This is a genomic window from Nocardia tengchongensis (assembly GCF_054781395.1).
This window is the reverse complement of the sequence record NZ_BAAGUM010000010.1, coordinates 38,712-51,893: the sequence shown is the minus strand read 5'-3', so window position 1 is coordinate 51,893 and position 13,182 is coordinate 38,712. Positions and strand designations below refer to the sequence as shown.

At 70.2% G+C, this 13,182-nt stretch carries 12 protein-coding genes and 1 pseudogene; 8 read left to right on the top strand and 5 right to left on the bottom strand.

Going from position 1 to position 13,182, the window contains the following annotated elements:
• Positions 1 to 84: 84 nt before the first annotated feature.
• Positions 85 to 1,071 carry a methyltransferase gene (locus ACYVKL_RS24335; protein WP_379173909.1) on the top strand — a complete coding sequence of 329 codons (987 nt, stop codon included), beginning with the start codon at positions 85 to 87 and terminating at the stop codon, positions 1,069 to 1,071.
• A 3-nt stretch (positions 1,072 to 1,074) separates the two neighbouring features.
• Here ACYVKL_RS24335 and ACYVKL_RS24330 read toward each other — a convergent pair whose 3' ends face one another.
• The gene (locus tag ACYVKL_RS24330; protein ID WP_379173911.1) at positions 1,075 to 1,752 is read right to left on the bottom strand and encodes a TetR/AcrR family transcriptional regulator; all 678 of its coding nucleotides are present in this window, start codon (positions 1,750 to 1,752) and stop codon (positions 1,075 to 1,077) included.
• Positions 1,753 to 1,856: 104 nt separating this feature from the next.
• Here ACYVKL_RS24330 and ACYVKL_RS24325 point away from each other — a divergent pair, with 104 nt between their 5' ends.
• From ACYVKL_RS24325 to ACYVKL_RS24310, 4 genes and pseudogenes are all read left to right on the top strand, one after another.
• The gene (locus ACYVKL_RS24325) at positions 1,857 to 2,693 is read left to right on the top strand and encodes an SDR family NAD(P)-dependent oxidoreductase (RefSeq protein ID WP_379173912.1); all 837 of its coding nucleotides are present in this window, start codon (positions 1,857 to 1,859) and stop codon (positions 2,691 to 2,693) included.
• Positions 2,694 to 2,718: 25 nt separating this feature from the next.
• Positions 2,719 to 3,645, top strand: a complete 927-nt coding sequence (locus tag ACYVKL_RS24320) for a ferritin-like domain-containing protein (RefSeq protein ID WP_379173914.1) — start codon at positions 2,719 to 2,721, stop codon at positions 3,643 to 3,645.
• Positions 3,646 to 4,061: 416 nt separating this feature from the next.
• Positions 4,062 to 4,280: pseudogene (locus ACYVKL_RS24315) on the top strand (4-hydroxyacetophenone monooxygenase); the annotation flags it as partial.
• Positions 4,281 to 4,288: 8 nt separating this feature from the next.
• Entirely contained in the window at positions 4,289 to 5,827 is a 1,539-nt protein-coding gene (locus tag ACYVKL_RS24310) for a flavin-containing monooxygenase (protein ID WP_379173959.1), read from the top strand.
• 3 nt (positions 5,828 to 5,830) lie between these two features.
• On the opposite strand, the gene ACYVKL_RS24305 is transcribed toward ACYVKL_RS24310, so the two are convergent.
• A complete protein-coding gene (locus tag ACYVKL_RS24305; protein WP_379173916.1) occupies positions 5,831 to 6,598 on the bottom strand; it encodes an SWIM zinc finger family protein in 768 nt (255 codons plus the stop codon).
• A complete protein-coding gene (locus tag ACYVKL_RS24300; RefSeq protein ID WP_379173917.1) occupies positions 6,595 to 9,429 on the bottom strand; it encodes a DEAD/DEAH box helicase in 2,835 nt (944 codons plus the stop codon). Before ACYVKL_RS24300 ends, ACYVKL_RS24305 begins: the two co-directional genes overlap by 4 nt.
• A gap of 222 nt (positions 9,430 to 9,651) precedes the next feature.
• Here ACYVKL_RS24300 and ACYVKL_RS24295 point away from each other — a divergent pair, with 222 nt between their 5' ends.
• Together ACYVKL_RS24295 and ACYVKL_RS24290 are read left to right on the top strand one after the other, a co-directional pair.
• Positions 9,652 to 10,014: a hypothetical protein gene (locus ACYVKL_RS24295; protein WP_379173918.1), complete on the top strand. Its 363-nt coding sequence runs from the start codon at positions 9,652 to 9,654 to the stop codon at positions 10,012 to 10,014.
• 68 nt (positions 10,015 to 10,082) lie between these two features.
• A complete protein-coding gene (locus ACYVKL_RS24290) occupies positions 10,083 to 10,781 on the top strand; it encodes an HNH endonuclease family protein (protein ID WP_379173919.1) in 699 nt (232 codons plus the stop codon).
• Here the strand turns inward: ACYVKL_RS24290 and ACYVKL_RS24285 are convergent.
• Positions 10,722 to 11,339, bottom strand: coding sequence for a TetR/AcrR family transcriptional regulator (locus ACYVKL_RS24285; RefSeq protein ID WP_379173920.1), 618 nt, complete (start codon positions 11,337 to 11,339; stop codon positions 10,722 to 10,724). The genes ACYVKL_RS24290 and ACYVKL_RS24285 overlap by 60 nt on opposite strands.
• Positions 11,340 to 11,411: 72 nt before the next feature.
• Between ACYVKL_RS24285 and ACYVKL_RS24280 the strand changes: the two genes are divergently transcribed.
• Complete coding sequence (locus ACYVKL_RS24280) at positions 11,412 to 12,113, top strand: class I SAM-dependent methyltransferase (RefSeq protein WP_379173921.1); 702 nt, start codon at positions 11,412 to 11,414, stop codon at positions 12,111 to 12,113.
• On the opposite strand, the gene ACYVKL_RS24275 is transcribed toward ACYVKL_RS24280, so the two are convergent.
• Positions 12,114 to 12,947, bottom strand: a complete 834-nt coding sequence (locus tag ACYVKL_RS24275) for a sulfurtransferase (RefSeq protein WP_379173922.1) — start codon at positions 12,945 to 12,947, stop codon at positions 12,114 to 12,116.
• Between the last annotated feature and the right edge of the window lie 235 nt (positions 12,948 to 13,182).

Sequence of the window (13,182 nt, the reverse complement as noted above, 5' to 3'; positions counted from 1 at the left end):
ATCCGCGCACGTCGCCCCCGGGCGTGCTCCGAATTTGCCGGGTCCGGCCGTGCCGGAGCGCCGTGCTGGCTATCGTGAGTCGCCATGGAGCGGATCCTGCGGATCGGAATGGGTTTCTGGGAGTCCCGGACCCTGCTCAGTGCTGTCGAACTCGGGGTGTTCACTGTGCTCGGGCATCGTCAGCTGACCGCCGAGCAGCTCCAGCGCGAACTGGGCCTGCACCCGCGGTCCGCCCGTGACTTCCTCGACGCCCTCGTCGCCATGGAGATGCTGCGGCGCACCGACGATCGATACGCCAACACCGCCGACACCGCGACCTATCTGGACAGCACCGGCAGTGAGTACATCGGCGGCTTCCTGGAGATGGCGGCCGCCCGGCTGTATCCCTTCTGGAGCCACCTCACCGACGGCCTGCGCACCGGGCAGCCGCAGAACGAGGCCCGCGACGGCGGCGACCTCTTCACCACCCTGTACCGGGATCCGCAGCGGCTCAACGACTTCCAGCGCGCCATGACCGGGCTGTCGCTACCCAGCGCGCACGTCATCGCCGAGGTCTTCCCGTGGCAGCGCTGGAAGACCGTCGCCGACATCGGGACCGCGCAGGGTGCCCTGCTGCGCACGGTCCTGGAGACCAATCCGCACCTGCACGGCATCGGCTACGACCTGGCCGCGGCCGAACCCGGCTTCACCGAATACATTGCGCCCGTGGCGGATCGAAGCGCCTTCCAGGCGGGCGACTTCTTCGACGGCGAGCTGCCCGAGGCCGACGTCCTGGTCTTCGGGCACGTCCTGCACGACTGGGACCTCTCCACCAAGCGCATGCTGCTCGAGAAGGCGCACCGCGCCCTGCCCGAGGGCGGCGCGATCCTGGTCTACGAATCCCTCATCGACGACGACCGCCGCACCAACCTGCCCGGTCTGCTGATGAGCCTCAACATGCTCATCGAAACCCCCGGCGGCTTCGACTACACCGCCGCCGACCTGCACGGCTGGCTCACCGACGCCGGATTCCAGCACCCGCAGACCGAGCACCTGGCCGGTCCGGAATCGATGGTGTGGGCCGTCAAATAGCGGTCAGCCCGGCAGCGCCAGGTATTCGGCGCCGAGCAGATCGGCCGCATGGCTGACGTGGTCGACGATGCGCGCGGCATCGGCGGTGATGATGCCGGCTCGCCAGGCGGTCAGCAGTTCGATGAAGCCGCCGATGCTCATCAGCACCCCCATCCGCAGGTCGGATTCGTCGACACCCGGGCGCAGGTAGGGGCGGGCGGTGGCGATCAGCAGGTCGGTGGCCTCGGTGAGCAGGGCGGTGCGGCGCTGCTCCAGGATCCGGCTGCCGGCGTGATCGCCGAACAGGATGCGGGCGGGGCCGTCCGACTGCAGCTCGACCGCGCGGGCGATGGCCAGGTGCAGGATGCCCAGGGCCGGGTGGGCGAGATTCTCGGCGACCACGGCCGAGAGTTCGCTCAGCACTTGGAAACCGACGTCGTCCCACACCCCGCCGAGCAGGTCGTCGCGGTCGACGAAATGCTCGTAGAAGTAGCGGTCGTTCAGGCCGGCGCGGGTGCAGACGCCGCGCATGGTCACCGCGGCCCAGCCGTGCTCGAGCCAGATGTCCAGGGCGGCCGCGATCAGCCGCTCCCGGCGTTCGGCGCGGCGCTGCTCCTGGGTGCGGCCACCCCAGGTGCCGCCGCGCCGGGTCGGCGCGGGTGCTGCGGGCAGGTCGGTCGTCGCCGTCGCGGGCACGTCCATAGTTGACAAAATAGCGCATCCGGAGCCTAATTGGTGGCAGGTGCGGCCAGTGGTGGCACACGCCACCACTTGACTGCCCGGATGGCACGCTCCCGGGAGTTCCCATGCGAATCAATCCCTTCGGTGGATCCCGCCGCACCCAGCAGGCGGACGCGGTGGTGACCGGCGCGGGCAGCGGCATCGGCCGCGCCTTCGCGGTCGAACTCGGCAAACGGGGCGGCCGCATCGTCTGCTCCGACATCGATCCCGAACGGGCCCGCCATACCGCCGAGCTGATCGGCGACACCGGCGGCAAGGCCTTCGACACCGGCTGCGACGTGCGCAGCCTCGACCAGGTCACCGCGCTCGCGAACACCGCCGAGGAATGGTTCGGCAAGAGCCCCGACCTGGTCGTCAACAACGCCGGCATCGGCCGCGGCGGCACCGTGATCGGCGAGACCCCGCCCGCGGAATGGCATCAGGTGATCGACGTCAACCTGTGGGGCGTCATCCACGGCTGCCACGTCTTCGCGCCGCGGCTGCGCGAGGCCGGGCACGGCGCGATCGTGAACGTCGCCTCCGCGGCCGCCTTCGGCAGCGCGCCGCGCATGGCCGCCTACAACGTGAGCAAGGCCGGGGTGCTGGCACTGTCGGAGACGCTGGCCGCGGAACTGTCCGGCACCGGCATCACCGTCACCGTACTGTGCCCCACCGGGGTGAGAACCAATATCCTGGAAGGCGTTTCGATCGGCGACGAGACCGTGCAGCTGTGGGGCGACCGCCTGCTGCGCTGGACCGGACGCCCGCCCGCGGCCATCGCCCGCGCCACCCTCGACGCCGTCGACCACGGCCGGCTGTATGTGGTTCCGCAGCTCGAGGCCAAGGCGATCTGGCAGTCCAAGCGACTGCTGCCCGAAACCTACACCCGCGCCGCCGGATTACTGGAGCGGCTGGTGCGATAGCCCCCATTCAGCGAGGAGCAGAACAATGGCGTTCGCGTATTCCGACATGCTCGGCGTGGTCCGGGACCGGCAGTGGGCCCTGGCCGACATCGACTGGGACGCACCGGGAGCCGAACTCATCACCGACGAGCAACGCCCGGCGCTGGCCACCTTCATGGCCGACCTGGTGTGGATCGAACACGTGGGCGCCCGCGGCTTCGCCGCCCTCACCCTGCACGCCCCCGACGGGCCGCTCAAGGAGATCTACCGGCACTTCCACGCCGAGGAACAGAAGCACGCCAATGCCGAACTGGCCCTGATGCGCCGCTGGGGCATGCTCGACGGCGAATCGATGCCGGTGCCCAACAAGAACATTCAGCTCGTCATCGACTGGCTGGACCGCTACGGCGACGGCCTGTCGCTGCCGGTGCTCGGCACCGTGATCCCCTCACTCGAATGCGCGCTCGACGGCGCCCTGGTGAAGTTCCTGCTCGACGAGGTACGAGACCCCCTGTGCCAGGAGGTGTTCCGGCACATCAACAGCGACGAGTCCCGGCACCTGGCGGTCGGCTTCCAGGTGCTCGAACAGCTCGGCGCGGGCCCCCTTCGGCGCATCGCCATCGAGACGGCGGGGTTCGCGCTGCGGCCGACCCTGCTGATGGGGGCGCTGCTGTACACGCCGCTGCTGTCGCGTATGTCCACCAACATCATGGCGATGGGGCTGGACGAGGAGAAGCTGTGGAACGCCGTGCGGCGCTACGAGAAAGCCGGTGAACGCGGCCCCGACATCAAACGCCTGCCGCTGTACCACGTGGTCCGGCTGCACGGGATGGCCACCATCAACCGGCTGCAGCCGATCCAGGGCATCAACGACGCGTTGAACAAGGCCATCGACTTCCTCCCCGACCGGCTGCTGCGCGGCCACACCCCGTCCTGGTCCGAGGCGCTGACCTATGAGCCGGTGGCGAAGTGAGCGCGCCGATCCGGGGCGGCCGGGCCCCTGACGCCTACGCCGGTCCGGTGATCCACTGCACGCATTGGCGCGATCAGTACGAACTGGAGCGCCTGCACGTCGCGGTGATCGGCGGCGGGGCGGCACTGGCCACCGTCGTACCGCCGGTCGCCGCACAGGCGCGCAGAGTGACCGTCTTCCAGCATGATCCGGTGTGGATCCTGCCCACGCCACCGGTGCCCGGCCTGCGGCTGGTGCTGGACCGGATGCCCGCCGACGCACTCGGGACGCTCCCCGCCGGCTCCGCTCCACCGCTCCCCGGCGACCCGTTCGCCCCCACCGCCGGCGCGGCCTCGCGGTCGGCGGCCGGGCCCGGCACACCGGTGCGGTTCGGGCTCGACGTGCTGCGCTGGTGTGGGCAGCAAACATTGCGCCGGGTCGCCGCGGCGAATCTGCGGGCACAGGTCGGGGATTCGTGGGTGCGGCGGCAATTGACGCCGGACCAGCGGGCGGCGGTGCGGGTGCACGGCCGCTACTACCGGGCGCTGCGGCAGCCCAACTGCCGGTTGATCAGCTGGCCCATCGCCCGGCTCGCGCCGCTCGGGATACGCACCGTGGACGGTGTCGAGCATCGGGTGGACTGCATCATCTACGCGGAGGACGCATCGTGACAAGAACCGTCGTGGACCATCAGATCGTCATCGTGGGGGCCGGATTCTCCGGGATCGGGACCGCGATCGCCCTGCGCAAGGCCGGATTCGACGACTTCGTCATGATCGACGAGGCGGACGGGGCCGGCGGCACCTGGCACTGGAACACCTATCCCGGTATCGCCGTGGACATTCCGTCGTTCAGCTACCAGTACTCGTTCGAGCAGCAGCGCTCCTGGTCGCGGGTATACGCGCCCGGGCGGGAGCTGAAGGCCTACGCCGAACGCTGCGTGCAGAAGTACGGGCTGCGGCCGCGCATCCGATTCGGCACCACCATCGAACGCGCCGACTTCGACGACACGCTGCACCTGTGGCGGCTGTCCACCAGCGACGGCGACGAACTGACCTGCCGCTTCCTGATCGGCGCGACCGGGGTGCTGACCCGGCCCAAACTGCCCGATATCGCCGGGGCGGAACGGTTCCGGGGCGTCACCATGCACACCGCACGCTGGGACCACGACATCGATCTGCGGGGCAAACGGGTCGGCATCATCGGCACGGGCGCCTCCGCCATCCAGATCATCCCCGAGATCGCGCCGCAGGTCGCCGAACTCGTCGTCTTCCAGCGCACCCCGATCTGGTGTCTGCCCCGGCCCGACGCCCCCATGCCGCCGGTGGCCCGCGCCCTGATGCGGCTGCCCGGCGGCCAGTTCCTCACCCGCTGGATCAGTCAGGCGTTCGTGGAACTCACCTTCCCGCTGTCCGCGCACTACTACAAGGTGCTGCCGATCGTGAAGCTCGGCGAGCGGACCGGGCTGGCGCATCTGCGGGATCAGGTGCGGGACCCGGAGATTCGCGCGAAGCTCACGCCCGATTACGCGCTCGGCTGCAAACGGCCCTCGTTCTCCAACGACTATCTGAAGACCTTCAACCGCGAGAACGTCACCCTCGAAACCGATCCCATCACCGAGATCACCGCCAGTGGCCTGCGCACCACCGGCCGCCACCACCAGGTCGACGTGCTCATCATGGCCACCGGCTTCAAGGTCATGGAATCGGGCAATATGCCCACCTTCGATCTGCACGGCAGCGGCGGGCTGCGATTGGAGGACTGGTGGGACACCCATCGGCTGCAGGCCTACGAAGGGGTCAGCGTGCCCGGGTTCCCGAACTTCTTCACCATCATCGGGCCCTACGGCTACAACGGCGCTTCCTACTTCACGCTCATCGAGATGCAGACCACCCACATCCTGCGGCTGCTGCGGCAGGCCCGCCACCGCGGCGCCACCCGGGTGGAGGTCACCGCCGCCGCCAACGAGCGGTACTTCCAGGAGATGCTGTCGCGCCGCGGCACCCAGGTCTTCTGGCAGGAGAGCTGCACGCTGGCCAACTCCTACTACTTCGACAAGAACGGCGACGTCCCGCTGCGCGCCATGAGCACACCCGAAGCCGCCTGGCGCGCAGCCCATTTCGACCTCGAGGACTACACCTTCGAAGCGCCCGGGAAACCGCGCACGAGCGATCGGCCCGCCACCCGGACCGCGACCGCGTAACCCTCAGCGGTCGAGGGAGCGGTACAGGGCCCGGAGGTCGCGCAGCCCGGCGGCGACCGACTGCTCGTCCTCGGCGGTCATGCGCAGAGCCTGGCGCAGCAGCACCGGGTCGAGATCGTCGGGGGCCGGATGGAATTCGGGGTCCGGCAGCTTGGGCAGCTCGTAATGCTCGCCGTACAGGTCCCCGCAGTCGAGGGTCTCGCTCTGCAACAGGCCGCCGATGAGGTCGTCCAGCAGTACCCCGCGCAGGGTGAGCAGGTCGGTCGGGTGTTCGTCGAGACGCTCGGCCACCACGTAGCAGATGGCGGCCGCATGCTTACAGGGCCAGCTGTGATCCGGGCAGCTGCAGGAGAAGTCGAGCTCGGACGCCGTCGTGGGCAACAACATCGGGCCCAGCGACTGCGGCAGCGTGCCCGCCGCGATCTCGGCCAGCATCCCCGGCGACTCGCGCACGGCGTCCGCCAGCTCTTCCAGGTCGACCGGGCCGAAGGTTCGCATGGTCAGCACGGCGACGAACGGACGCGGCTGGCTGCCCTGCACCTCCGCGCTCACCCCGCCCTCCTCCAGGCGGTAGTTGATCACCTGGCCGGTGCGGGCATAGGAGCGGCCGCGGGCGAGCCGGCCTGCATCGGCGACCCCCTCGACGGCGTCCAGAAACGAACGGCCCCACCAGGTCCGGGCGAACGCGGCGCCGCGGCGGCTGCGCGCCGCCACCCCGCCGCGCACCGGGCGGCGCTTGCCGTACTCGCCGAAATCGATCACATTGCTCATTCGCCGACCGCCTCCGCTCCCAGCGCGAACAGTTCCCGCAGCTCCTCGTCACCCAGTTCGGTGATCCAGTGCTCCCCGGTGCCGACGGTCAGATCCGCGAGCTGACTCTTGCCCTTCAGCATGTCGTCCACCCGCTCTTCGATGGTGTCCACGCACACCAGCTTGCGCACCTGCACGTCGCGGCGCTGACCGATCCGGAAGGCGCGGTCGGTGGCCTGGTTCTCCACCGCCGGATTCCACCAGCGGTCCAGGTGCACCACATGATTGGCGGCGGTCAGGTTGAGGCCGGTGCCACCGGCCTTGAGCGACAACAGCATCAACGGCGGGCCGCCGCCGCCCTGGAAGTTCTCCACCATGGCGTCGCGGGCCTGCTTGCCCACCCCACCGTGCAGGAACGGCACCCCGGTTCCGAATCGCTCGGTCAGGAAGGGGGCCAGCAGCTTCCCGAACTCCGCGAACTGGGTGAACATCAGCGCGCGCTCGCCGTCGGCGATCACCGATTCCAGGATGTCCTCCACCAGCGCCAGCTTCCCGGACCGGTGCTGTCCGCGGCGCAACACCGCCGAACCGTCGTCGAGGTAGTGCGCGGGATGGTTGCACACCTGCTTGAGCCGGGTCAGCGCGGCCAGCACCGCACCCTTGCGCTCCATACCCTTGGCGGCCTTCAACTTCGCCGACATGTCGTCCAGCACCGCTTGATACAGGGCGGCCTGCTCCACGGTCAGGTTGGCCCGCACCGTCATCTCGATCTTCTCCGGCAGATCCGAGATCACCGCCGGATCGGTCTTCACCCGGCGCAGCACGAACGGCGAGGTGATGGCGCGCAGGCGGGTGACGGCGTTCTCGTCGTGCTCGCGCTCGATCGGGACCGCGAAGCGCGAGTGGAACTCCGACGCCTTGCCCAGCAGTTTGGGGTTGGCGAAATCCAGGATCGAGCGCAGTTCCTCCAGCCGGTTCTCCACCGGAGTTCCGGTGAGCGCCAGCCGATGTCGTGCCGGGACCAGCCGGGCGGCCCGCGCCTGCCGGGTGCCCGCGTTCTTGATGTGCTGCGCCTCGTCGAGCGCCACCCGCTGCCAGTCCTGCCGCTTCAACTCCTCGACATCGCGGGCCAGCAGGGCGTAGGTGGTGACCACCAGATCCGAATCCGCCACCGCCGCATCCAATTCCGCGCCGGAGCGGCGGCCGGGACCGTGATGCACCAGCACCCGCAGGTCCGGGGCGAAACGCTCGGCCTCGCGCTGCCAGTTGCCCACCACCGACATCGGGCACACCAGCAGGGTGGGGCCGGGCGGCGTGGCCTCGGCCGTCTCCCGCTCGTGCACGAGCAGCGCCAGCACCTGCACCGTCTTGCCGAGACCCATGTCGTCGGCGAGGATCGCGCCGCAGCCGAGCCGGCTCATGGTCGCCAGCCAGGACAGCCCGCGCTGCTGGTAGGGACGCAACTGGGCCTTCAAACCGACCGGGTCGGGCACCGGCTCGGCAGTGCGCTCGCCGTCGAAAAGCTCTGCCGCCCAGCCGGTCGCGGTGACCTCCGCCAGCGGCACCCCGATCACCGGATGCGCGGACAACTCCGCGAACAGGCCGCCGATCGTGGTCTCGGTGCCGTCGGTGCGGCCCGAGACGTAGTCGGCCGCCGCGGCCAGCATGCGGTGGTCGGCCTGCACCCAATCCCCGCGCAGCCGCACCAGATCCGACTTCGCGTCCACCAGCCGCGCCATCTCGGCGGGCGTCAGCACCGTGTCGCCGAGCGCCAGCTCCCAGCGGAACGACACCAAACCCTTGAGCCCCACCGCGGTTTCGGTAGCGGCCGGACTCTGCACGCACAACGTCATGGTCGGGGCGGCGATCCGCCAGGCGCGCGGCAGCATGAGCCGCACGCCCGCCGACCCGAGCGCGTTCGCGCCGTGCGCCACCAGGTCCATCACGACCTCGGTGGGCAGGAACAGATCCATGCTGCGGGCATCGCCGGGCAGGTCCCGCAGGCGCGGGTAGGCCTGTTTGGCCGCGGCCAGCTTCTCCCCCGCCAGGCGGGTCAGCACCGGATCACCCGGCAGCAGCACCGGTTGCGGCGCTTCGCCTTCGGCGCGCAGGCAGACCTCCAGCCGCCACAGCTCGCCCGGCTCGTCGCCGTCGGGTTCCAGCAGGCGCAGCACCAGATCCGGCTCGCCCGCGGTGAGACTGGTCCGCCAGTCCTCCAGCACCGACGCCACCCGATGCGAGCCGGTCTCCAACGGGGTGGCCTCGAGCAGCGCGGTCACCAAGGGATGCGACACCGACCCCGGCGCGGACGGGATGTCGGGCGCGGGCGCGGAAACCCATTTGCGCGCAATGGGATCGGTCAGCTCGGCGACCAGATTCTCCAGGATGTCGGACGGGCGCCCGTTGTCCTTCAACGCCGACGGCATCGCGACGGCCAGTTCCGTCAACCAGGCCCGCTGCCGCTGCCCGCCCACCAGGCGCCACCGCACCCACCACTCGCCGTCGTCGCGGCGCACCTCCGGCACGATCCGGCCGGCCCGCACCCAGCGCTCGATCCCGCGCGCCACATGGCCCAGATACCGCAGATCCCCCGCCACCGGCCAGTGCGGCGGCAAATCCCCCAGCAGCACCCGCACCGCCCCCTCCGGGGCCAGGGCATGCGCGGGCACCCGCGCCCGTTCCGTGCCGAACTCCCCCGCCAGCGTCACGTCCGCCCGATGCCGCCACTTGGCCGCGCGCACCACCGACCGCAACGGCTCGGGCAGCTTCTCCGTCTCGTCCGCCAGTACGAAGCCGTCCGGGTCGTGCCACAGCACCAGCCCGGCCCCGGGCGTCCACAGTCCGTGCAGCATCCGACCATCCAAGCAGCCCGCCCCGACAACCTCCCGGCTGCCCGCGCGAGGCCCTCCCCACTACCCGAGAGTCAGATCCCCCTTTATTTCTGATCGGATACGGAACATACTGGATAAATCCGCAGGTCACCGCATGTTGGTGACACCTGTGTGCGCACCCGACAATCACCGCGACCCAATCCGGGGCCGTGGCACTTTCGATACCGTAGGGAGGCCGTGAAGATGACGATTCTGCTCCAAGTGCTCGAGCAGAGCTTCACGCCCACAACTCCGTGGGAACGCCGGAAGTTCACCTTCGTGGACGCAGCGAAGATCGTGGGGATGCGCCTGGACGGGCAGTCCGGCGTATGGCTGGACCTGGCCCGGCCCGGAGAGTCACAGCGACTCGCCCGCACCCCGGACCCACGCGACTCCATCACATTCCTGCTCACCGTGTTCGCCAAGATCGCCGAATGCGAGGACCGGGGCGGCTCGTGGCTCATCGGGCACGACGGCGCGCACGTGGATTCCATTGCGGCCACGCGCTTTCCACCACAACTGTCGGAGACGGCCGCCGACGACATCCTGGCGCACGCCTGGCTCTAGCCGGCCCGCCGGGGTGCGAAGTCCGCACGACGACACGGCGGCGCGCGTGACGCGGTACACCTGATGCCGTGTGGCGCACGGGGTGGATCCGGCTGGTCGGCACGGTGGTCATCCTGTTCACGGTTCTGGGGTGCGGGACCGTCGGGCAGGAGACACCCGCACCGGGCAGTCCCACCCGCGCCCAGCTCGAACGCCTGCTCGCGGGCGTGGTCAGCGTGCCGCACCGGCCCCGGCCGGGCGGTTACCAGCGCGGCTGCGGCGGCGGTCAGGGCTGCGTCTTCGGACCGGCCTGGACCGACGACCACGACGGTCCGGGCGGCCACGACGGTTGCGACAGCCGCAATACGGTGCTGGCCCGCCAGCTCACCGCGGTGAGCTTCCGGCCCGGGGACACCTGCGTGGTGGTCGCGGGCGCCCTGGACGATCCGTACACCGGGCGGCGCATCACCTTCGAACGGGCGGCGGCCAAGGCCGTGCAGATCGATCACGTGTATCCGCTGGCGGCCGCCTGGGACCTGGGCGCGTCCGGCTGGCCGCCCGCCCGGCGGGTGCGGTTCGCCAACGACGTCGACTACAACCTGCTGGCCGTGGACGGAAAAACCAACCAGGACAAGGGCGATCGCACACCCGCCGACTGGCTGCCGCCCGCGCGCGCCAACCGCTGCTTCTACGCGGGCAAGTACCTGACGGCCGCCAACCGCTACGGGCTACCCGTCACCGCCGCCGACCGCAGCGCCCTCGCCGGTGTGGCCCGCGGTTGCCCATAGCCCCGCGAAATGCCGGTACGCCTGCTCGGCGGTCAATCCCTGCGCCGGATCCAGGACCGATTCCAGCAATCCGTAAAGGCCCCAGGAAAGAAAAGTGATCGTGGCGCCTGCCGCGACCGGGTCGGGACCCAGCCGCGGACCCAGGTGCTCGGTGAGCAGTTCGGCGTACACCTGCCGGATCGACCGCAACACAGTGGCGTTGGCCCGCTGCCCGATCAGCGGCCGGTATACGTCGGGATGCTTGTCGACCAGCCGGAACAGCATCTCGACGGGCAGCAGCGGCGGCGGCTCACCCCGATAGCGGGACAGCTGTGCCGAAATCTCCGCGCGCACATGCTCGATACAGCTGACCAGCAGCAGATCGTCCTTGTCGCGGTAGTGCGCGTAGAACGTGGAACGGCCGACATCGGCGCGATCGATGATGTCGCGCACCGTGATTCGGGCATACGGCCGGGTCAGCATGAGTTCGATGAGCGCGCGGTGCAGGGCCGCGCGGGTCCGGCGGACCCGGCGGTCGGCGCCGGGCTCGGCGGTGGTTTCCGGACGGTTCCCGGGCAAGTGTCCCGAAACGTACTCTTGTGCGGAAACTGGTTCTGGCCTGGCCTTTCCCATCCTTCGATGATGGAATACATGACCCAGAACAAGCAAGTGTCCGATATCGAAGGCCGGTCCGTCGGCGGGCTCATCACCTGGCCGCGCGGCTATCAAGTGCTGACCGGCGTCTATTTCCTGGGCCGCGCCGGGGGCCTGGTGCGGCACTTCGCCGCCACCGCCGGGATCCGGCCCGGTGACCATGCCATCGACCTCGGCTGCGGGCCAGGGCGGCTGGTCAACGAGCTGGCCCGCCAGGCCGGGCCGCAGGGCCGGGTGGTCGGTGTCGACGCGTCCGCGCCGATGATCGAGTACGCGCGGGCTCACGCCGCCACGAATTGCACCTTCGAGCTCGGGGCGGCCCAGTCGCTGCCCTACCCCGACGCCTCCTTCGATGTGGCCACCTGCACCTTCGCCATGCACCACATCGCCGAGGCGGATCGAATCACCGCGCTGGCGGGCATCTTCCGCGTGCTGCGGCCCGGCGGCCGCCTCCTGCTGGCCGACACCCACCCCGCGACCTCCGGCGTGCGCGGACTGGCCATTCGCGCCATGGCGGGGCTGGCCGCGCACCGCGGGGGCCACGGCGGCGGGCACACCCACGATGAGCCCGGCGATGCACTGGCGGCCGTCGATGTCCGCCGCTACCGGGGTCCGCTCGCCGACATCGGTTTCACGGCAATCGAATTCCGCACCGGACCGTTCGCCACCGGCATCCTCACCGCCGTCAAACCCGACTGATCAGGCCGGTTCGGCTCCGGTGGCGGCCGGGCGCTTCGGGTCGTTGGACCATTGCGACCAGGAGCCCGGGTAGAGGGCGGCGTCGATGCCGGCCACGGCCAGCGCCGCGACCTGGTGGGCCGCGGTGACGCCGGAGCCGCAGTACACCGCGACCGGTCCGGAGCCGAAACCCTGGAAGCGGGAAGCCAATTCGGTGAGCGGCCGGAAATGTCCTGCGGTGGTGAGGTTCTCGGCGGTCGGCGCGCTGACCGCGCCCGGAATGTGGCCCGCGCGCGGGTCGACGGGTTCCAGCTCGCCGCGGTAGCGCTCGCCCGCGCGGGCATCCAGCAGCACGCCCTGCCAGCCGGCCGCGCCATCGGCGTCGATGGTCGGCATGTGGCCGGGGGACAGCACCACGGTGCCGGGTTCCGGATCGGGTTCGTCACCGGCGACGACCTTGCCGCCCGCGGTTTCCCACGCGGGCAGGCCGCCGTCCAGGATCCGGACGTCGGCGATACCGGCCCAGCGCAGCAGCCACCAGGCGCGCGCGGCGGCCATGCCGCCGGTGGCGTCGTACACGACCACGGTGTCCCCGTCAGAGACGCCCCAACTGCGCGCACACTTCTGCAAATGCGGCAATTCCGGCATGGGGTGGCGGCCCTTGGCGACGGAGGGCGGATCGGCGAGTTCGGTTTCCAGATCGACGAATACCGCGCCCGGAATGTGCCCGTCCAAATAGTGCTGCGGCCCGTCCGGATCCCCGAGCGCCCACCGCACATCCAGCAATCGCACCCGGCTGCCGCCCGCTTCCAGCAGTTCCGCAAGCTCCGCAACCGAAATCAGCACCGAACTCAAGCCAACTCCTCTTCGCCGATTCACCGCACCATGAAGTCGATTCCGCTCCACCCTAACCAGCCCGGGCCGCACCCGCAGCCGCCCGCCCGCCCCCGACGGGGTGCGGGAACCAGGACCCCACGCCCGGCCCCCGTGCGCGGCGTGCCGGTGGCCACGCCCAGCCGCTGACCGTGGCGGCCGCCGGTAATGGCACCCGGGGCCGCCGACAGGCCACGGCTGTCATTCCCTCGAAAGA

Excerpts from the sequence above, each read along its gene's own strand:
- ACYVKL_RS24335 (WP_379173909.1), top strand. The coding sequence starts at position 85 with ATGGAGCGGATCCTGCGGATCGGAATGGGTTTCTGGGAGTCCCGGACC.
- ACYVKL_RS24330 (WP_379173911.1), bottom strand. The coding sequence starts at position 1,752 with ATGGACGTGCCCGCGACGGCGACGACCGACCTGCCCGCAGCACCCGCG.
- ACYVKL_RS24325 (WP_379173912.1), top strand. The coding sequence starts at position 1,857 with ATGCGAATCAATCCCTTCGGTGGATCCCGCCGCACCCAGCAGGCGGAC.
- ACYVKL_RS24320 (WP_379173914.1), top strand. The coding sequence starts at position 2,719 with ATGGCGTTCGCGTATTCCGACATGCTCGGCGTGGTCCGGGACCGGCAG.
- ACYVKL_RS24305 (WP_379173916.1), bottom strand. The coding sequence starts at position 6,598 with ATGAGCAATGTGATCGATTTCGGCGAGTACGGCAAGCGCCGCCCGGTG.
- ACYVKL_RS24300 (WP_379173917.1), bottom strand. The coding sequence starts at position 9,429 with ATGCTGCACGGACTGTGGACGCCCGGGGCCGGGCTGGTGCTGTGGCAC.
- ACYVKL_RS24295 (WP_379173918.1), top strand. The coding sequence starts at position 9,652 with ATGACGATTCTGCTCCAAGTGCTCGAGCAGAGCTTCACGCCCACAACT.
- ACYVKL_RS24280 (WP_379173921.1), top strand. The coding sequence starts at position 11,412 with ATGACCCAGAACAAGCAAGTGTCCGATATCGAAGGCCGGTCCGTCGGC.